The following is a 20,327-nucleotide window of genomic DNA, read 5'->3' as shown; positions in this document are numbered from 1 at the left end:
GGTCACGATTGTAAGAGTTTTAAAAAGAAGTGTGAATAAACCACACTTCTTATTGATTAAAAATATTCTTAGCTAGACCAGTATCACTATACCATTTAGACCAATTATTAACTTCATTTTTAAATGATACTTTTGCTGCTTCACCTTTTGCCATACTTTCATAATTATTATTACATGACTTGTCTAAGCCATACATTGTCTTTATTCCATTACTATCTATATTAGTTAATTCACCAATTAAGATATCTGTACCTGATACATCATTATTTTCATAATTATCTTTAATGCTCTTCAAATCATATTTTGTTGACCAAGAACTTTCTTCGCTAATTGTGTAATAACCTTTTTCTAATTCAGAAATAACAGCTGTTTTAGTAACTTCACTTTCATTAGCATTAAAAGAAATTGTTTGATAGAAAGTTTTTACTAAGCTTCCCTTACTACCATCACTATTAACCTGATATTGTTGAATTTTAAACACAAAAGTTTGATTTGAATTTATTTTTGATGCAGTATTTTTTGTAACATACTGATTATCAATTGTTTTTTCAATTTTCAATTGCCCTGCAACAAAATTAATTGCTAGAACACCATAATTTTTTGTTTCATCATCTTTATTAATTGCCTGAACTCCAGTTCCGTTATTATAAACAATACCATCTTTTGTAGTATTATTATTGCTTTGAGCATTTGCTTCCTTAACATTATAAACTACTTTCAAATAATATTTTCCATCTTCTGTTAACTCTTTAAGATCAACAGGCTCCATTAAAGTTTCATCTTTATACCAGGTAAACGTACAATTAGTTAAATCAACACCTTTATAATTAGGATTATAATTACTTAAATCAAACATCTTATCAATTAATTTTTCAATATTTTCATTACCATATACTTCACCTTTAAATAATACATCATTATTATTACCAACTTCTAATGCAATTTTAACATTAACAGTAGGTGTAATAAATTCTTTTGCTTTTCCATCTTCAGTTTTTACTTCTGAAATACTATCAATGTTAGTTTTTACATTATTTCCACCAATATAATCATCTTTAGCTTTAACATAAATAGTTCGATGCCATCCATATTTAAGGTCTTGAGCATATGATAAATTTACTTTTGTCCATTTAATATATACACCACGTTCATCTTTACCTACTTTTCCACCAGCAAAATCAATTTCTTTACCCTCTTTTATATCTAATTTATTACCATTTTCATCTGTGATGTCAAAACGATTATCAATATAATCAACTACTGTTACATTGTTTAATTGAACTGTAATATAGCCAAATATTTCAGAAAAAGCATCAATTAAGTCAGTTGAAGTATTTCTTATATAAACTAATTTCTTACTAGCATCGACTGGATCATTTGATGCCCAGTTTTTCATATTTTCAGTCCCACTAGATTTTGTATCACCAAAAATACCTGCTGTAAATAATAAATTAACTTTTTTCTTTAAATTATCTGCTGCTGTATTAACCAACTGTCCATTACCACCACTTACATCACCATCACTAAATAAAATACCATAAGTATTTGCTTTATCATAATTACTTTTATTTAATAATGAATAAGCTTGATCTAAAGCTAAGTTTTGATAAGTTCCACCAAGTAAAGTAATTTTTGAAAAAATATCTTTAATATTTATATTATCAATATTAGTAAATTGATTAGTATTAGCAACACCAGTAATAATTTGACCAGCATATGGAATGATTGCTACCTTAGATTTTGGTGAAACGATCTTTAAATTTTCTATAAAATTTGTAATTGCTGTTTGTAAAGCCTCTAATTTAGTTTGATCATTGGCTCCTCTAACATAAATTCGTTCAGTTGGACTAACAACAGTTTGTCTCCCTTTTTCACCATTTGAACCTGATGCAATTGAATACCAGCCTGCACTATAATTATTTCCAGCTTCTTTACTACTCAAATATGCAACCGGCTTATATTCCTTACTTGATCCTTCACCATCACGTAAAACATAATATTTATATCCACTCCATGCACTTACGCCTTTACTACCTCCTGTACTTAACGTATATGCTTCTCTATTAGCTTTTGTATTTAACTGACTATAACTAATATTACCACCTGTCGGTTTAGTTACAAACCAAGGCATACTACCACTAAAATCTAACATTAATGCTAAATTAAGTTGTTTTTCAACTGGAAGAATATTATGAGCTGCATAAAGATCAACTTGATATAATCTTTCATCCCAATCAATTAACGATGCTGTCTTATTTGTTTGAATATTTTCTGATGTTATTTTAATTGGCACATTAGTAATCTTATTATCACCTATTAATGTACCATTTTGTTGATACAATTTAGATACTGCTTCTCCTCCAACTTCTTCAACAATAATTTTATAAGTTTTTTCATTGATTTGATATCCATCAGGAGCACTTGTTTCTGTTAAAGTATAAGTTCCTTTAGTTAAATTAGTTAAATGTAATTGACCTTTTTCATCGGTTACTAAATTTCTAATATCATTAGGATTATCATCACTAGTTAAAACAAAGTTTGCCCCTGGTAATAATGTAGTTGAACTTTCACTTGAAACTTTTTCAATTGTTAGATCAGTTTTAGGGGCATCACTAACATCTACCAAATATGCATTTGGAATAGTAAAATTCATTTGACAATTTGACGCATATGCTCCACGTTCCATATATAAAATAGTTAAACGATGAGGTTCATTTTTTTGTTTTTCTGTCAAATTACCTTTTACAATTCCTTTTTGTTCTAGAGCATTCCATAAATTTATATTTTTACTAATTGCATCATGAATACCACCAATATCCAATACAACTTCTCCATCTAATAAAACCCATAAATCATCATCCCCAGTAAATGAATAATTTAAATCACCAATATAATCACCTAATGTAAATTCAACATCATAACGCATTCCAAAGAAACAGTTATTTCCATCAGTATTAGCCTGATCCACATAAGTTTCATTAACATGTTCATTTAGTGGAAAAAAGTTTGCTCCACTTTTAGTAAATTTACCACTTGGATGTTTTACACCATCAAATTTATAATTATCACCTGATTTTGTAAATTGCAAAGTATAATCATTATAGATTGTTTTTCCTTTAGTTGGTGTATTAGTAAATACACCAGGATTATCAACATTAAATAATACTTCATTATAATCTTCACTTAAACCTTTAATTATACCATTTTTAATTGAATTAGCCCCTGTTCCTCGATCGTAAGCATTGATCTTTTTGCCATTATAAACATGATTATACGTGTTAATTGTATAGTTCATATTAGTTGTACCCATTGCAAAACGAATTGCATTATTACTTTTATTACTGTAATTATCAATATAATTAATGCTGTAGTATGCTCCCCAGTATCTACCAGTTGATGATTCTCTATCACTACCATTGATTACGACACGAGGTTTTACATCATAATCATAAAAAACTGTATTTCCAGTTTGAGTAGATGTTTTCTTTGAATAATTTACAACAATTATAATATCATCATCTGCTTCTAAATGTCTTAATGCTTCACCAGTTAAAGTTTGTGTTTTACCTGCAGTCGTTACTATTGCATTAACAATATCATAATTAGCTGCTTTTTTATAATTATTGATTTTTCCTCGAGAATTAATTTCTGTATTATCATCACTATAAATTTTAACACCATCTAATAAGTGACTTATTGTAACCTCAATAGAGTCATATGACATATTTTCTACTACATAACTTTCATCATCAGTTTCTGCGATGTTTATAGGTGTAGGATTTTCTATTGTTTCAGTTGGCTTTACATTTCTTTCACTTAAAGCACTAACCATTGAAAGATTAACTGTCACAACACTAAGAATCATTGTTATTACTAACCCTGCTGTTAAAAATCTCTTTCCTAATTTTCTAAGACATATCATATTAATTACCTCCTGCGATTATTTTTATATTCTAAACAAATATGTTCTATTCTATTTAATCTATTAATAATATAACAAGCCTCAGTCACACAGTGGTCACGTTACAAAATGATTTATTAAATAATCATAAGCAATAAAAAAAGAAAATGATAATATATCATTTTCTAATTAAATACTATTCTCCAATAATATTTAAAACATCTTTTTGGAAGACTTCTGTTTTATTGCTAGCATCTTCTACATTAGTACCTTTAATTGAGAAATAGAACTTACATTTTGGCTCTGTTCCACTTGGACGAGCTGCGATCCAAGAACCATCTTCCAAATAATATTTCAAAACATTTGATTTTGGTAAATCAATAGTTGTAATATTATCAGCCTCTACTCTTTGACTGTTTTGATAATCTTCAGCCGCAACAACTTTATAACCACCAATAGTAGCTGGAGCGTCTTTTCTTAAATTATCCATGATTTCTTTAATACGCCTAGCACCTTCAGCCCCAGCCTTACTTAATGCAATTTGAGACTCTTTAAAGGTACCATGTTTAGCATATAAATCATTTAATACATCTATTAAATCTTTTCCTTGTTTCTTATAAAAGTTCCCTGCTTCAGCAGCCATTACTACTGCCTGAACAGCATCTTTATCTCGAACAAAATCTTTTACTACACAACCATAAGATTCTTCATAACCAAAAATAAATTCTTTTTCTTTAGTTTTCTCATATTTACGAATCTTATCACCAATAAACTTAAATCCTGTTAAAGTCTTTTCTACTTCAACTCCATAAGATTTAGAAACCAATTCCCCTAGATCACTTGTAACTATAGTATTATACATTACTGCATTAGCTGGCAACTTATCTTGTTTTTTTAGTTCACTTAAAATATACTCTAAATAAACTGCAGCACTTTGATTTCCAGACATTAACACATACTCATCATCATGTTTAGCAACAACCCCTAAACGATCTCCATCTGGGTCACAAATTACTACAACATCTGCATCTACTTCCTTTGCCTTTCTAATCGCAAGATCATATGAACAGGCTACTTCAGGATTTGGTGATGCTGTATTAGAAAAATCCGGATCTGGTGCACATTGTGCCAATACTGGAATCACATTATATCCTAAACGAGTCAAACAATTTCTAACAGGTAAATTAGATGTCCCATGTTGTGGTGAAAATACAATTTTAAAATCACTTTTATCCATATCTGGATTAATCTCAATTGCCATTACTTCTTTATAATATGCTTCATCTACTTCTTCACCAATCCATGTAATATATGGATAAGCTTCTTCATCACTAATTACCTCAATTCCAAGTTCATCTTTAACTTCATTTACATAAGCGACTACTTGATCTCCCCATTCTGGAATTAATTGACATCCAGTATCATCATAAACCTTATATCCATTATATTCTTTAGGATTATGGCTGGCAGTAATCATAATTCCACCTGCACATTTTAAATAACGGACCGCAAAAGATAACTCAGGAGTTGGTCTTAGACTTTCAAAAATATATGATTTGATTCCATAAGTTGCTAAGACTTTAGCACTTTCAATTGCAAACTTATATGACATATGACGATTATCATAACCTATTGCAATACCGCGTTCCTTTCCTTCTGGTAAACCTAATACGTATTTTGCAAAACCAACATTAGCTTTTCTAATCGTATAGAGATTCATTCGATTAGTTCCAGCCCCTAAAATCCCACGCATACCGGCTGTCCCAAATTCTAAATTCATATAGAAAGCATCTTCTTTTTCCTTTTCAGTCATACTAGTTAATTCTGCTTTTAATGATGGATCTAAGTCTTTACATTCTGCCCATCTTTGATATTCATTATTATAATCCATGTTTTTCACCTCTTGAATTAATTATAACAAATCTCTATAAATTTGACTACTTGTTTTATCCATGAAATTATTACAATTTATATTTTAAACTAGTAAATAGTCCTTAATATTCTATTCCTTTTCTAGCTTTAATTCCTTTATCATAAGGATGCTTATGTTTTTTTACTTCACTTGAATAATCAAGAATTGGTTTGATTTTATGACTTGGCATTCTTCCTGTCAAAATAATTTCATGATTATCCTTTAAATCAACTAGATAATCATAAACCATTCCCTCATTAATCAAATTTAATGCAATAGCATCTAATAATTCATCCAAAATGATACCATCATAACTTTCATCGATCATTAAAAATAAATCATTAACTAACATAGTTACCTCTTTAATCATTTCAGGATCATTCATATTAACAAACATTGCCGGCATCTTTTGAGCCAGCACTTTTATTCCACATTTTTCAAGAACTTTATTTTCACTACTAAAACCATCCTTTAAAAATTGAATCATCATCACTTTTTTGCCCGCTCCTACCATTCTCAAAGCCTGTCCAATAGCTGCAGTCGTTTTACCTTTTCCATTTCCATAATAACACTGAATCATAACTACTCCTTTATCACATTACCAACTATTGCATTTAAATAATCAATTAGTTCTTTAGCATCAACAATCATTTGAAAACCACGTTTTCCTGCACTTAGAGCAATCTTAGTACACTCATTAATTGAACTATCAAAATATGTATCAAATTTTTTCTTCATTCCAACTGGTGAACATCCGCCTCGAATATAACCAGTTATTTGTAAAAGCTCTTTCATTTGAACCATTGCTACACTTTTATTATTAGATAGTTTAGCTAATTTTTTCAAATCAATTTCCTCTAATACTGGTATACAACAAACTAAATAATCATGATTCCCTTTTAATACTAAAGTTTTGAAAATATCTTTAGCTTCCATATCTACTTGAGATACAATATGCTCACCACTTAAGTGTTTTTCATCATACTGGTATTCCTTTATCTCATAATTAATTTTAGCTTTATCTAATAATCTTAGTGCATTAGTTTTAACTGATTTTGACATATTTCCTCCCATAAATAAAAAGAAGTCCCAAGACTTCTCATTTTTATTCTGCTACTTTTTGTTCCTTAATAACTTTAGCAATAGAAGCAATTACATCTTTTTCGTCATCACCTTCAGCAATGATTTCTACTGTAGCTTTAGTAGGAACACCTAAAGACATAACTCCCATAATAGATTTTAAGTTTACTTCTTTACCATTATAAACTAATTTAATATCACTTGTAAACTTACTAGCTTGGTTAACTAAGATAGTAGCTGGTCTAGCATGTAATCCCACTGGATCAGATACTACAAAAGATAATTTTTCTGCCATTTTTATGACTCCTCCTTAAAATTTCTATAAAACAATTATACCACCTAAATCACTTGTTTTAAAGTACTTTTTCAATAAAATTTAGCGCTTACAGATTGTCCCAATATATCAACAAAAATTACTCTTTTAAGACTTTTTTTGTACACTTTTAATAATAAAAGCAAATTTAAATTCCACTATATATAACTATTTTAAAATACCTTTTTAACAGATAAAAAGATCCCCCCACTAACTATGAACATAAACATTCCTGTTAGAATCAACGCATCATCACCTGTTTTAACTGCTGCTACTGTTTTATCAGTTGGAATAGTTTTATTTTCTTCTGGTGTAGGAGTATTTTCAGGAATGTTAGGCTGTGGATTTAACATTTCTTTATATTGACTACGAAGATTTGAAAATAACGAACCATTTTCATAAACCCCTAATGCTAAACCTGCTTGTATCGTAGCATAATTATCACCATAATCCTGATCTGCTTTATATGCAAATGAACCATCTTCTAACAAAAAGGTCATTAATGATTCATATGATTTTTTTAAAACACCTGCTTTAACACTATTAACATCATATTCTAATAGCCCCCAAACAACACAACCTTGGGTATTGCTATTGGCAACACTCCAACCATCATTTGGTACAAAAGCTCCATCATCTTGTTGAATAGAAACAAAATATGTTAATGCTTTATCAATAGAACTTTGGTAAGTATCTCCACATAAAGCTAAAGCACCAATTGCCCAGCCTGTTACATCCGGACCACCCCAGGCTCCATTATATCCCCAACATCCATCATCTAATTGTAAATCTGCTAACTTTGCACCTAATTTACTTAAATTATAATTAGGTTCTACAATTGATAGTGCATACATTGTATAAATAATACTCGACTCAAGATTTCCGTTTCCATAAAAAACATTACCCTCATCATCTATTTTTGATTTTAAAATTTCAATTAAATTTTTAATTGAACCATCTGCTAGCATTAATTTAGAAGGATCTATCTTCATTGATACTAGAGCCATAATATTTTTTGATAAATATCCACAATCCATATCCTCATATTTTACCATCTCGCCATAACTATTAACAGGTGCCGCAAAATCATAATTGACAACAAAACCATTCTTATTATCTTCAACATCTAAACCAAGCGCTTCAACTGTTAAAACAGCATCTAAACTATTTAGTTCTTTATTATTTAACCAATAATTCTGTGCTTTTAACAAAGCATCAGTTTGTCCATTAACAGGAGTAATGATCCCCCCTAAAATCACTAACGATACAATTAAACTTACTATTTTTTTCATTAAATCTTTCCCTCCATTATTCCATACTTTACTTTTACTCGCTGCAGGATTTGAAACATTATCCTACTAAGTAAAAACATAAAAATTATATTTGAAACAATATATACTAACATCACTGGTAGTGATGTTAGTACAATAGCCAAATACCTTGTAAAATTAAAACTATTTTCAATTGCTAAAACTGACCATAGATCCATGACCAATGAATAGCCAATACCACAAACAATACTATATCCATATAAAAAATATTTATCTTTATAAAGCCGTTTACTAAATATTCCTGCTATATATCCAATTATTCCCCAAACAAGCATTTGAAAAGGTGTCCAAGGTCCAATTCCAAACACAAAATCTGATATCAAAGCTGACAAAGAACCACACATAAAACCCGAAGCCCTGCCAAAAACAATTCCACATATTATCACCATCACTGTTACTGGTTTAAAGCTTGGAGTGATCATAAAAATAATTCGTGAGATTACCGTTAAAGCAATCATGATAGTTAGAATTATAACTTCTCTAGTTTTTGGTTTATCATGTTCATATTTAAAATAAAACGGCAAACAAGATAATGTAACCAATAAAATAATAACCAAATTATATTTTTGATCTTTAAATAAAACTACACCGATCAATGTTACTAAAATAATTAAAATTAATATAATCATATTTTTAGTTATTTTCATAATCCAAGATCCTCTAATAAGACTACTTCTGAATTATTTTGTCTCATAATCTTATTGATTGTTGTAGTATAAAATATATTATTACTAAAAAACTGTCTCATTGTATCTATAGATTCCATTTGACCATTAAAGATCATTGCTACACGATCACTAATTTTAGCAACAAATTCTAAATCATGACTAGCTACTACGATCGTCATATGTTTACTTAAACCACGAATCAAAGCTGCTAAATGCTCCTTACTAAAAGCATCAATTCCTTTTGTCGGTTCATCTAATAGCAATAATTGAGGCTTAGTCAAGAGTACTTTAGCCAAAGCAACTAACTGCTTTTGTCCTCCACTTAAATCAAAAGGATGTTTTTCCTTCAAATCACTTATTCCTAAATTATTTAATTGAAGCTCAACACTTTTCATACTCTCATCAACCACTAACAGGTCATCAATTACCTTATCACTTAAAAATAAAGTTGTTGGGTCTTGCGGTAAATAACCAATTTTATCAACATACCCAACTTTAGTTATTTTTCCCTGAAATTTAACTAATTCAGCTATACAGCGTAAAAATGTAGACTTCCCACTTCCATTAGCACCAACTATTGAAAGTATCTCGTTTTGCTTAATATCTAAATCCAGATTTTTTAAAACAATATCATCATGACCAAAATTTAAATCTCTAATTTCCATCAAAATACCAGTATCAACATCTTCAACATCCTTAATATCAAAATCATCAAAATCAGATAATGCATTTCTTGCATCTTTAACAGATAAGCACAACTCATCTGTTAAAGAAGAGATTCTTACATAATTTGGCAATGATTCTATAAATATTTCTTTTGCTAACATTTCATTAACAGCACTTTTAATATCATCATCTATAACAATTTTACCTTCATCCATTACAATCAAGCGATTTGCAACATTTAACAGTCCTTCTAATTGGTGTTCAACAAAAATTATTGTCACATTAAAATCATCATTAATTTGTTTTAATATCTTAATAAATTCTTCTCTATTAACAGGATCTAACTGTGCAGTTGCTTCATCCAACAAAATAACTTTAGGATTCATTACCATTACACTAGCTAAATTAACTAATTGTTTTTCTCCCCCTGATAAAGATTGCGTATCTTTATTAATGATATTTTGCAAATTAAAATAATTAACAATTTCTCCTACTCTACGCTTCATCTGTTTTAAGGGAGTAGCTATATTTTCTAAACCAAAAGCAATCTCATGCCAAACTTTATCCATTACTATTTGATCATTAGGGTCTTGAAAAACAAAACCTATCTTAGTATCATCATTCTCTATCTCTTCATCTAAAATAACTAATCCATCTACCTCACCCTTAGGTTTTAATGATGGTTTTAAATGTTTTAATAATGTTGTTTTACCACATCCACTTTTACCAGAAATAACTACAAAATCACCTTCATTTACTCCAAAAGAAATATTTTTAATAACTGTTCCTTCTTCAGGATATGTAAAACTGAAGTTTTCAATCTTATACATTCTTTTTTCCTCCTAACCATAACGGAAAAGCTGCTAAAGCTAAATACGAAATAAAAAATATTATATCAATTAGTTTAAATTGATAAATTTGAATCATTGGATAATAATAAAAACTTTGATAATAACCAAAATATCCCCATAAACATAATAAGCTAAGAATTATAATGACTAATAACTTAAAAAAATCATCTTTTTTAAAACTATATAAATGAAAATTAGTACGTTTAGCTTTCCCATATCCTCTAGATATCATAGAATTCATCATATCCAATGAAGATTCAAATGCATAAGTTACCAAAATCACTACAACATTTCGATAATAAATAAATTTATTTTTAGATGGCATATGATAATTTGCTTCTTTTATCTTTTGATACTGGTTTTTTAACTTATTAATTATGTTAAAACTCATGGAAATTACTAAACCCATAGTTGGTAAGATAGAACCAAACAAATATACTATATGACTATCACTAATACACTTTTTCATTACTTTAAACCATAAAAGCATACTTCCCAATAACATTCCAAAAACCAGACCATAAACTAATGCCTGCAGTGTAATAGTGATAAAACCATTTTGATATAATATATCTTTACCCTCCATTACAAAAAGAGGATTAGTAATTGTTACAAGTAATACTAAAATAAGAAAATATCTCATGTCTTTTAAAAAGTTATCTTTATTATAAAAATAGTCTACTATGATAGCCAAAACCGTTATTAAAACAATTAAATAATAATTACGTTGAATAATTGATAAAATAATAATTGATAAAAAATAACTAAATAATACAATCGGATGACTCTCTTTAAAACTTTTTATAACCATAACAATTTCCTTTCTAACATACTTATTTTAAATCACCTGGTTTACACGTAAAACGCCACTTTATATTATCACCATCTTTTAATCGATAAGATCCTGCATTTTGCCCAGGAAAATCATTATTAACACTATACATCCAGCCACTACTATTACCACAAATTTTTTCTTCTATATATTTAATTCCTGTTATATATGCACCAAATGGTGACTTTCGTATTTTTAAATTTAAATTATATTTTTCATTTACTGCCTCTAAAACATTTAAAACTGTACTATCTTTTTTTACTCTTATAACAACACTCTCCAAAACAATCCCATCTTTTGGAATAAAATCTAAATAACCATCTTTTAAATCATCCATATTATCAAGAATAGTTTTACAATCAATTGTAATACTTACATTTATCATTTGCTCATCAGGTTTAGATACTTTATTAGAATCATTACTCTTTATATTATTTGATTGATTATTATTTGTATCATTAATTGAACTTCTATTTTTATTATTTGCTGCAACTACGGAATCAGAAGTATTTTCATTACTTCTAACAATATTACCACTTTCAACTACCACACCACTTTCATTTACTTTCACTGCCTTAGTATTTATTAGATTAACATGTTTATCATTAGTTTTACAAGCAGTTATCAATAACATGAATATAATAATTATTATTTTTGATATTTTTTTCATTACATCCTCCAAAAAGCGCATAAAAGGACTCTATCTCATAAATAGAACTACTCTATCATCCGTAAAGTGTATCCTAAGATAATGGTAAGTATCCGACTCTGATTTAAATGATTATTGACCATTTATCATTACGGTGGCGGGACCGTTCCTGGTTTTAACAGGATTCCTTATTAATGCTTAAAGCAGCCATTAAATATGCATATCAAGTTAGTACCATTATACAACAATCATTTCTAAAAGCAATAAAATGACAAGAATTTTACTTCTTGTCATTTTATTAATCATATCAATGTTTTAAAGCTCTTTTTTTCTAGCCACGATCATAAAGCGATGTGTTGTAAGTTCAAAATAGCTTTTTTCTTTGATTTGTTTTAAAACCTGTCCATAAAAATTCATAAATCGATCCTGAGTTATATCAGCACGCGTGATTCCCTTCATAAAATGGATGAACGAAGTTAACGTATTAAAACGAACATAACCATGTTCTTCCACTCCATCAACGATTTCCAATCCAATTTCACTAAGTGTCTTAGAGCCAGATTCAAGATCCCAGCGTCCATGTAATTTAAATGGTAAGAAGATATTAATTAATTCTTTGTAGTTATCACTACCCATTTGATTTACTAATATATATCCTCCAGGTTTAACAACTCGATATAAATCATATTTATCATAATTAGCTAATTCATTTACCACAACATCTAATCGCTCATCTTTAAAAGGAAGTTTACCGTCATCTGTTAATCTCGTTACTTTTACACTACGATCATTAAGTTTGTCTTGAGCTTTTTCATATTGCGCTTCAACGGCATATGTAATTGGCGGTAAGCTATTAAACGATGATACATATTCACCGCCATCAAGTGAAATTGCAGCTAAATGACTTTGATCATCTAAATATCTTGAAACTATTTCTTGACTTGAATATGTTGGCATGCTCTGTTGTACTAAATCATTATCACTCAATTCCATAGCTTTATTAATTTCATTTTTAGTTTTAAGAGCATTATTAATATCTTTCTTAAAACGAATCTTACTATAATAATAGCCAACAAATTGACTAATACCATCAAATATAACTCCAACTGCAACAAATCCAATCAATTCAACAGCCCATTCCATTGAAAACAACGGATGCATTGAAGCAACTAAATAACAAATAATACTCATAAAAATAATACTTCGTGTCCGAACATATTTAAATGGTTTAGATAGTTTTAAATACCAATTTAATAAGTTCCTTTTTTTTGCTGTATGTCCTTCCAATTCACAAAAAACAAATTTTACAATCACTAACATAATAGCTAAGGAACTAAGCATATAAATATAATAATCCATTTCATTACCTCGTATAAATTTTTTCGCCTGTCAATGTATAATAACCATCTCTATTTTCAGTAACAAAATATCCATCATCCGCAAATTCTAAATTTCCTTCAACTGAAAAAATAACTTCTAGTTCATTCATATCATAGACATAGCTTGTTCCACTCTTATTAAAAATTCCGTAGACTATTTCATTATACGTAAAAACATAGCCATCGTCCATAAAATTATCATCAATAATTTTTTTACCACTAGTATCTATCACTTCATATTTACTACCTGAAACAAATCCAGCATAATACTTCTCACCAATATGAATAATCCGATCATATTTTTTAGAAACTTTTTTACCACTTTGATTTATTAAATAATATTCATCAGCTTCTTTAGAAACAATAGCCAATTTATTACGATCAAAAATTTCCGCACTTGCAAAGACAGTTTTAAGAGCCGGTTTACCATTAAAATTATAATACATATACCCCTTATTTCTTACATACACAGGAAAAAGTTTACTATTAATATATGATGCCATTGGATCCAACTGGATATTATCTACCTCTATTTCTTTTCCATTATATACAAATTTATGAGGTCCATAGATCATCTCTTTGTTTTTAATTACATAACTATCAAGATTGCGATAATAACTATTAATCGCTGTGGCAGTTCCTTTTTTATCAAATAAATATGTTGTTTGATTTTTGACTCCAGTAATATTATCAGATTTGTCAAAATATAAATCATCAAGATCTATCATAGCTTTAAAAATGATTTTACCCTCATTATCACATGCTAGAGCATTCTTCTCTACACGATCATAAAACAAATAACCCTTGTCATTACTATGAGACATTAATTGGTAATTACCACCAGAATCAACTTTAACAACTTTTTCAAGAATTTTCTGATTATAAATCTCTATAGATTCTTCAAAACATACCGCCATATAATTATCATTTTTCACATTAGCACTTATAATTTTATCCTTACTACTTACTAGTATTTCCCCAGTATCATAGAGAACTATGTAATCTTTATTATTATGAATGATTGGTAATCCAGATAATATTATTTCTGTTTTCTTATCATCATATAACTTCTTACCCTCACTATTTAAAATTGATAGATTATCATTTTTATCATAAGCAACGATCATATTAGAAATAGATACTAATTTTTTATATTTTCCTAATTCAATAATTTCTTCACCATCATAAGAAAGATAACCATATTTTTTATCTTTAACAACAATATATCCATACTTCCCTATCGGTTCATATTTATCATAAATAAATCTAGTATATTTATCACCATCTATATCAATAAGACCAAATTGATCATTTTTATCAGCTACAAAAAGTGTCTGACTACCATTATCGCCAGAACATCCCGTAAATAATAAAAGTGCAAAAACACCTACAATAATTTTTTTCATTTTTTCCACTCCTTAAAACAAAATTATTATAGCATGTTTCTTGTCGATTAACCACTAAGTTTGACGATAATAATCTTTAATAATTATTAATTTTTCTAAAATAAAGAACAGCATTTCTGCTGTTCTTTATTTTTGGATATATCACTTGGATATTATATTAAGACTACTCAACACTTAGTGGTTCTTCATTATTAATTGATTCACCGTCTTTAGTAGTCACAACGTAATAAGCTGAAGAAGTTTCTGGTGTATAATAAATGTTCAACGTATCAATAGTAGAGATTTTAACTCCCTTTGCCTTAACGTCCTCTTTTACCATTTTTTCAATTTCAGTTGTATTAGCGTTTTTACCTCTGTATTGAACTTCAAATATTGATTTCATTTCTAAATCTTTCCCCCGTTTCTACAATTCTTATAATATCATAAATATTAAATTTATGCAAATTTTATTGTGAATATCGCATTTTTTTGCTTCATAAAGATAAAATATAAGCTGTTTTATAAATTATTTTATCAAAAGATTAAATTTATTAGCAAAAGCAATAAAAAAAACAGAAATATTTTTCCTCTTAAAAATAGCTTTCTTTCTTTTTATCACATTATAACATCAATTTCGCTAAGATAATCATACTTTATAATTAAATAGAGGCTAAGATTTTCTTTTCGCCCCTTTTGCAACATTGGACATAAAATTCTCAGTAATCTATTGTAATTTTAAAACTTTTAATATAAATAACAATATTTCCTTATCTTAATATTGATCAACCGATACTATGTCAAGATTTAAAATGTATGAAAACTTAACCTGACCCCTATATTTGAAGATCAATCACTTTTTTTCTACTTTTATAAAATATAAATGTAGTTACTAATAATCCTGTAAGTAGCAAAATTATACTCCTTGTATCTTCAGGTTTTACTGAACTATTATTGATTAAATAACTTTAAAATCCAAAGTTATGCCTTTTTTGCTGATAATACAATACGTAAAACTCCATTCCCCTCATCCTTTGATTTTATAATAACATCCTCTTGATTACTTAAAATGTCTAAAAATTCAGTGTCATATGTTAAATTCAATTCAACAGCTAAATATTTTTTAGAATCTAGTATATCCTTAATACTAATAATTATCTCACTGCTTATCCCTGTTTAAAATCCATTATCTCAATAACTGTCTTAATTAATTTGTTATTAAAGAAGTCCTTTGCATAATCAAATTGAAGATTAACACTATTATAAACTCCTTGAATTTTTGTTCTTCTTGAGAAAAAATTAACTGCTGAGTTAATCTGCTATCATTATAAACAGAAGCAGTTTCTTGATACTCGCTATCTATATAAACTTTAAAATTTCCTAATTTAGGTGCTTTATTACCATATAATTGTATCTGTATACCATAAAAATGAATTATATAATACAATCCAGGCCTTCTTGCCAATTACTGTTTTCAATCCAATTATACATATATACATAACTAAACATTTATAGTATGTACTTTAATAAATCAATAAAAATAGAAATTAAACTATACATTCTTAAAATTTCTTTATCAATAAAACAAGTATTTAAAAATTAAAAGAAGTGCTATAATGTTTGAACTTCTTTATTAAATTAGTTTATGATGCCAGCAATAATAGTACGTAAAGTTCCATCATCTAGTTTTATATCATAGCTGCTACAATTAAATAAGTACGTTAATTTTTATTTAGAATCATGATTTGACAAAATTATTAATTCATTAACTACTTATAATACTCAAAAAATTTCAAACGATAAAATCAAAGATACAAATCTACATATTAAGACAATAAAAAACAAATCGAATGAACTAAATAAAAAAGGTAGAAACTCTCAGTGATAATCACCAAATTTTCTACCCCTATTTGTTACTCTAATCCTAATAAATTAAAGTGTCATTGATTAACAGCATAAATCATGCTATTAATCTTTTTTCTTTTTAATTAATATTGCACCGCTTGCAAGTGCTAATAATCCCGTAAATGCTAACGGAAGAATAATACTATTATCGCCAGTCTTTAATGCTGAAGAATCACCATTATTTACAGGTTTAACATCTGATGATGGAGCTTGAGTGCTTGGAACATCAGGTGTAACATCTTTTACTACCAAATTATCCAATGCAACCTGAAGATTTGTTTGTGCTACTTCTATTTCTTCTTGGGTCGCATCATTATTAGCTAAAACTGCTCTGGCTTCATTTAATGCAGCATCTAGCGGTTGACAAGATGCAGCAGTATATAATGCACGATTTAAGTTTTCAGCTTTTCCAATTAATTCATTTAATAACTCTTTATTTGGTTTTAATCTTAATTGTAAGAATGCTCTTACTAATTTATCATAAGTTTCATTTACTTCTTGTTCTAATGCATTTGCATTAGCTAAAACGCCGTTAGCTTCTGTTAATACAGGATCTAAAACATCCCATGTTACAGTAGAATAATCTTCTTTGTTTAATCCACCTATTTTTTCTACTAATGCACTTAATTGTGTTTTATCCCCTTTATAGAATTCTAACATTTGCATCACTTGAGCTAAACGATTAAATGCATTATCAATTTCTTCTTGACTTGCATTTCCTTTATCATAAACTGCTTGTGCGTTTTGTAAAGCAGCAGTAAATTCATTAGCTACTGCTGGAACTACTTTACCTAATTGTTCTTGAGTTACTTCTTTAGCCATTTCAAGAGCAATTGATAATGCAACCTTACTAGTATTATTAGGTACTAATAATGCTAATACTGCATCATATTTATTTTGTAAATCAGTTCTGGCTTCATCTACCACAGATTGAGCTAATTTATGAGTTAAATCAATATTTTCAGCTGTTTTTAATACATCTTTTAATTCATTTAATGCATTAGCTGCAGCAGTCCAAGATTCAGCTGTAAACTCATCTTCTTTTAAAGCTTTTACTTCTTCAATCATTTCCTTTAAAGCTGTTTTATCAGGATCTTTAGCAATTGCATCATATTGAATACCATAACCTAATTCATAAACATTTTCATCAGTAGAATATACTTTAGAACCAGGAACATATTTTGGAACATCTACAGGTAATTTACCTGAAGCCCCAAATGTACCTAAAACAACTTCGGTACCAGCAGTTAAGTTAGGACTAAATGCTGCAGTTGCTCCAACTGTACCACCACCAAATGATTCAGTAATATCTAATCCTAGGCTAGTAGTACCATATACAGCTAAAATACCATCAGCATCTGGGAATGCCTGTACATCATAAGGATGATTTAATGAAATAACAACAGTTTGTTTTCCATTCTCCTTACAATATTTAGTAAATAATTGTGGACATGCTACTAAATATCCATCTATTCCAGAAGCACTACTAATTTCTGATGCATGAACAAGAACAGTCCCCCAATCTAAAACATCTTTATTTGTTCCTACAAATTTGGTACCATCAGAATTTATAGCACTATTTACATTATCATTTAATCCAGTCCAGTTATAATGTTGTAAAATTTTATAATCTGCACCTTCTGGAATAATTCCTGCTTGTTTAGCTCTTTGCCAAGCTAAAACAAATCTATTGTTATTTCTTGAATATGTAGATGCAAATACTACTCTTGATTCATTTGTTAGTTTAAGTGGTAATACATCATTTTCATTCTTAACAACTGTTACAGCATTAGCAGAAATTAATCTTTCTGTTTCACGATTTTCAACAGAACCTACAACACTTGAAGCAATAGCTTTCTTTTCTTCTAAAGTAGTAGTGTCATTAGCTAAATCCATTATATTACGATTATATTTTAAAGTTAAAATTCTTTCAACAGATTTATCCAACTCATCAACAGATAACTCAATTCCATTATATCCACCCTCTTTAGTATATGCATCAACAAATGCATTAATCAATGGAATTAATTTAGTTTCCATATCACTCATAGAAGATATATCATTAAATGGAATATCTAGAATATCAACTCCAGCTTTAACAGCTAATAAATTTCTTTCATTTGTATCAAAATAATTAGTTACCCCTTGCATTGTCATAGAATCTGTAACAATTACACCATCAAAATTCATTTCATCTCTTAATAAATCAGTTAAGATTTCTCTAGATAATGTAGCTGGTGGACTTATTAATTCACCTTTTTTATCTGAATAAATTTCTTCTGTAACAATATTAGGAAATTGAATATGTGCAGTCATAATCATATCAGTTCCTGCTTCAATCGCTGCTTGAAAAGGAACTAATTCAGTTTGATACAATTCCTCTTTAGTAGCAGGAACTGAAGGTAAACCTGTATGAGAATCTGTTGCTACATTACCATGTCCTGGAAAATGTTTAGCACTTGTTGCCACATTTTTACTTTGAACTCCTTCAATATATGCAGTAGTAAACTGTGCTGCTAACTGAGGATTACTACTAAATGAACGTAGCCCAATTACAGGATTATTAGCATTGTTATTTACATCAGCATCTGGTCCAAAGTTAGCATTTACACCAACTGCACTTAATTCGCTACCGATAATCTTACCAGCTTTAACAGCATTTTCAGTGTCACCACTAGCTCCTAAAGCCATATTACCAGGTAAAGCAGTACCTCCAGTTAAACGATAAACAATTCCCCCCTCTTGATCTGTACCAATCAACAAAGGAATATCATTTTTACCTAATCCTTTATCCATAGCAGCTCTTTGTAAACCATCAGTTAATTCAACATTTACTGTTGCATTAGGATCAAAATTAGCAGCAAATAAAATTACACTACCAATATCATATTTACCAATAATTTCATAAATTTCATCATTTATATTTTGAACTGCTGATATTTTTGTACCATCTTTCATTGTCCATCCACTACGGAAAGACAACATGATTTTTTGTCCGATTTTTTCTTCTAATGTCATTTTACTTACAAGAGCTTTTGCTTTTTCAGCATTTTCTGATGCACTAACATTAGAGATTTTAGCACTAAAAATAGTTGTAACAACCATTGATAAAACCATAATTAGTGAAATAACTTTCTTTTTCCCTAACCTTTTCATTTTTATTCTCCTTTTCCCGCTTTCATTTAAAATAAATCAAAGGTTTAAATAAAACTTAACAAGTATTACATACTTGAGAATTTCAACCAGGTACTAACAATATCCCGCTCCACTTAATTCTCACACTCCTTATTCTTATATTTTGTTTATACCTGATTAAAATCTGTAAACTGATGCTGCTTCTTTAAAAAGAAAACCTAAGTAAGGCAAGCAAAAAAATCTTTTGCTTTTATCTATACTTAGGTCAGGCCTGATTTAACAGTAACATCTCGTCTATACTTATATTTTAAATACTTGTGAAG

Annotated in this window: 15 protein-coding genes and 1 riboswitch; all 15 genes read right to left on the bottom strand. The window is 28.7% G+C overall.

The annotated features are described in order from the left end of the window. Positions 1-49: 49 nt before the first annotated feature. Positions 50-3,922, bottom strand: coding sequence for a SpaA isopeptide-forming pilin-related protein (locus ACLR9T_RS02640; protein ID WP_413107984.1), 3,873 nt, complete (start codon positions 3,920-3,922; stop codon positions 50-52). A gap of 175 nt (positions 3,923-4,097) precedes the next feature. Continuing rightward, positions 4,098-5,792, bottom strand: coding sequence for a phospho-sugar mutase (locus tag ACLR9T_RS02635; RefSeq protein WP_413107983.1), 1,695 nt, complete (start codon positions 5,790-5,792; stop codon positions 4,098-4,100). 103 nt (positions 5,793-5,895) lie between these two features. Beyond that, positions 5,896-6,393: a cob(I)yrinic acid a,c-diamide adenosyltransferase gene (locus ACLR9T_RS02630; protein WP_413107982.1), complete on the bottom strand. Its 498-nt coding sequence runs from the start codon at positions 6,391-6,393 to the stop codon at positions 5,896-5,898. A gap of 2 nt (positions 6,394-6,395) precedes the next feature. Continuing rightward, positions 6,396-6,875, bottom strand: coding sequence for a Cys-tRNA(Pro) deacylase (ybaK, locus tag ACLR9T_RS02625; RefSeq protein WP_413107981.1), 480 nt, complete (start codon positions 6,873-6,875; stop codon positions 6,396-6,398). Between the two features lie 43 nt (positions 6,876-6,918). Beyond that, positions 6,919-7,188 (bottom strand): phosphocarrier protein HPr, encoded by a 270-nt coding sequence (locus tag ACLR9T_RS02620; RefSeq protein WP_004608954.1) that lies wholly within the window; start codon positions 7,186-7,188, stop codon positions 6,919-6,921. 191 nt (positions 7,189-7,379) lie between these two features. Continuing rightward, on the bottom strand, positions 7,380-8,498 hold the full coding sequence (locus ACLR9T_RS02615; protein ID WP_413107980.1) for a prenyltransferase/squalene oxidase repeat-containing protein: 1,119 nt from the start codon (positions 8,496-8,498) through the stop codon (positions 7,380-7,382). Beyond that, the gene (locus tag ACLR9T_RS02610; RefSeq protein ID WP_413107979.1) at positions 8,498-9,184 is read right to left on the bottom strand and encodes an ECF transporter S component; all 687 of its coding nucleotides are present in this window, start codon (positions 9,182-9,184) and stop codon (positions 8,498-8,500) included. The genes ACLR9T_RS02615 and ACLR9T_RS02610 overlap by 1 nt, the downstream gene beginning before the upstream one ends. Next, positions 9,181-10,701, bottom strand: coding sequence for an ABC transporter ATP-binding protein (locus tag ACLR9T_RS02605; protein ID WP_413107978.1), 1,521 nt, complete (start codon positions 10,699-10,701; stop codon positions 9,181-9,183). The genes ACLR9T_RS02610 and ACLR9T_RS02605 overlap by 4 nt, the downstream gene beginning before the upstream one ends. After that, positions 10,694-11,533, bottom strand: coding sequence for an energy-coupling factor transporter transmembrane component T (locus ACLR9T_RS02600; protein WP_413107977.1), 840 nt, complete (start codon positions 11,531-11,533; stop codon positions 10,694-10,696). Before ACLR9T_RS02600 ends, ACLR9T_RS02605 begins: the two co-directional genes overlap by 8 nt. A 22-nt stretch (positions 11,534-11,555) precedes the next feature. Beyond that, positions 11,556-12,224 (bottom strand): DUF4430 domain-containing protein, encoded by a 669-nt coding sequence (locus tag ACLR9T_RS02595; protein ID WP_413107976.1) that lies wholly within the window; start codon positions 12,222-12,224, stop codon positions 11,556-11,558. A gap of 65 nt (positions 12,225-12,289) precedes the next feature. Beyond that, positions 12,290-12,430, bottom strand: a riboswitch (cobalamin riboswitch). A gap of 88 nt (positions 12,431-12,518) precedes the next feature. After that, positions 12,519-13,562 carry a hypothetical protein gene (locus ACLR9T_RS02590; RefSeq protein WP_413107975.1) on the bottom strand — a complete coding sequence of 348 codons (1,044 nt, stop codon included), beginning with the start codon at positions 13,560-13,562 and terminating at the stop codon, positions 12,519-12,521. Positions 13,563-13,566: 4 nt separating this feature from the next. Further along, the gene (locus tag ACLR9T_RS02585; RefSeq protein WP_413107974.1) at positions 13,567-14,988 is read right to left on the bottom strand and encodes a hypothetical protein; all 1,422 of its coding nucleotides are present in this window, start codon (positions 14,986-14,988) and stop codon (positions 13,567-13,569) included. A 163-nt stretch (positions 14,989-15,151) separates the two neighbouring features. Then, on the bottom strand, positions 15,152-15,370 hold the full coding sequence (locus ACLR9T_RS02580; protein ID WP_413107973.1) for a DUF6465 family protein: 219 nt from the start codon (positions 15,368-15,370) through the stop codon (positions 15,152-15,154). An 801-nt stretch (positions 15,371-16,171) separates the two neighbouring features. After that, positions 16,172-16,411 carry a hypothetical protein gene (locus tag ACLR9T_RS02575; protein ID WP_413107972.1) on the bottom strand — a complete coding sequence of 80 codons (240 nt, stop codon included), beginning with the start codon at positions 16,409-16,411 and terminating at the stop codon, positions 16,172-16,174. Between the two features lie 521 nt (positions 16,412-16,932). After that, a complete protein-coding gene (locus ACLR9T_RS02570) occupies positions 16,933-20,025 on the bottom strand; it encodes a glycoside hydrolase family 3 protein (RefSeq protein ID WP_413107971.1) in 3,093 nt (1,030 codons plus the stop codon). Positions 20,026-20,327: the final 302 nt, after the last annotated feature.

Source organism: Thomasclavelia sp. (genome assembly GCF_047249845.1).
GTDB lineage: Bacteria > Bacillota_I > Bacilli_A > Erysipelotrichales > Coprobacillaceae > Thomasclavelia.
Note: the sequence above shows the minus strand (reverse complement) of the source record. Positions and strands in the feature narration are given on the sequence as shown.

What these genes read in the sequence shown, in the direction of transcription:
- ACLR9T_RS02570 (WP_413107971.1), bottom strand. Translation starts at nt 20,025, where the DNA reads ATGAAAAGGTTAGGGAAAAAGAAAGTTATTTCACTAATTATGGTTTTA.
- ACLR9T_RS02600 (WP_413107977.1), bottom strand. Translation starts at nt 11,533, where the DNA reads ATGGTTATAAAAAGTTTTAAAGAGAGTCATCCGATTGTATTATTTAGT.
- ACLR9T_RS02580 (WP_413107973.1), bottom strand. Translation starts at nt 15,370, where the DNA reads ATGAAATCAATATTTGAAGTTCAATACAGAGGTAAAAACGCTAATACA.
- ACLR9T_RS02590 (WP_413107975.1), bottom strand. Translation starts at nt 13,562, where the DNA reads ATGGATTATTATATTTATATGCTTAGTTCCTTAGCTATTATGTTAGTG.
- ACLR9T_RS02615 (WP_413107980.1), bottom strand. Translation starts at nt 8,498, where the DNA reads ATGAAAAAAATAGTAAGTTTAATTGTATCGTTAGTGATTTTAGGGGGG.
- ACLR9T_RS02640 (WP_413107984.1), bottom strand. Translation starts at nt 3,922, where the DNA reads ATGATATGTCTTAGAAAATTAGGAAAGAGATTTTTAACAGCAGGGTTA.
- ACLR9T_RS02630 (WP_413107982.1), bottom strand. Translation starts at nt 6,393, where the DNA reads ATGATTCAGTGTTATTATGGAAATGGAAAAGGTAAAACGACTGCAGCT.
- ACLR9T_RS02610 (WP_413107979.1), bottom strand. Translation starts at nt 9,184, where the DNA reads ATGAAAATAACTAAAAATATGATTATATTAATTTTAATTATTTTAGTA.
- ACLR9T_RS02605 (WP_413107978.1), bottom strand. Translation starts at nt 10,701, where the DNA reads ATGTATAAGATTGAAAACTTCAGTTTTACATATCCTGAAGAAGGAACA.
- ACLR9T_RS02585 (WP_413107974.1), bottom strand. Translation starts at nt 14,988, where the DNA reads ATGAAAAAAATTATTGTAGGTGTTTTTGCACTTTTATTATTTACGGGA.
- ybaK (WP_413107981.1), bottom strand. Translation starts at nt 6,875, where the DNA reads ATGTCAAAATCAGTTAAAACTAATGCACTAAGATTATTAGATAAAGCT.
- ACLR9T_RS02595 (WP_413107976.1), bottom strand. Translation starts at nt 12,224, where the DNA reads ATGAAAAAAATATCAAAAATAATAATTATTATATTCATGTTATTGATA.
- ACLR9T_RS02635 (WP_413107983.1), bottom strand. Translation starts at nt 5,792, where the DNA reads ATGGATTATAATAATGAATATCAAAGATGGGCAGAATGTAAAGACTTA.
- ACLR9T_RS02620 (WP_004608954.1), bottom strand. Translation starts at nt 7,188, where the DNA reads ATGGCAGAAAAATTATCTTTTGTAGTATCTGATCCAGTGGGATTACAT.